The organism is Flavobacterium sp. HJSW_4 (genome assembly GCF_042436695.1).
GTDB lineage: Bacteria > Bacteroidota > Bacteroidia > Flavobacteriales > Flavobacteriaceae > Flavobacterium.
The window spans coordinates 1-241 of sequence record NZ_JBHNPP010000109.1; the positions used below are offsets into that span (position 1 = coordinate 1).

Below are 241 nucleotides of genomic sequence, written 5' to 3' on the forward strand. Positions count from 1 at the left end.
AAAAAAATTGGGTAAAATCTTAAGTTTTAAAGATTTTTTTTCAAATGCAACGATACTATCATTATCAGAAAAGCTAACCGGTAATGACTATGTGGCTATTGCCCAGGCTCAGGAATCGGATTCTTATCCTTTAAGTTCATCACAACGCAGACTTTGGATATTAGGCCAGCTGGAAGGTGGGTCTTTGGCATATAATATGCCCGCAGCAGTTAGGCTTACGGGAGCTGTCGATTTTGGCAAA

1 protein-coding gene is annotated in these 241 nt (G+C 39.4%); it reads left to right on the forward strand.

Features of this window, described 5'->3' with window-relative positions; all coding sequences use genetic code 11:
* A partial coding sequence (locus ACE01P_RS24505; RefSeq protein ID WP_379701679.1) for a condensation domain-containing protein occupies positions 1-241 on the forward strand: 241 nt, incomplete at both ends.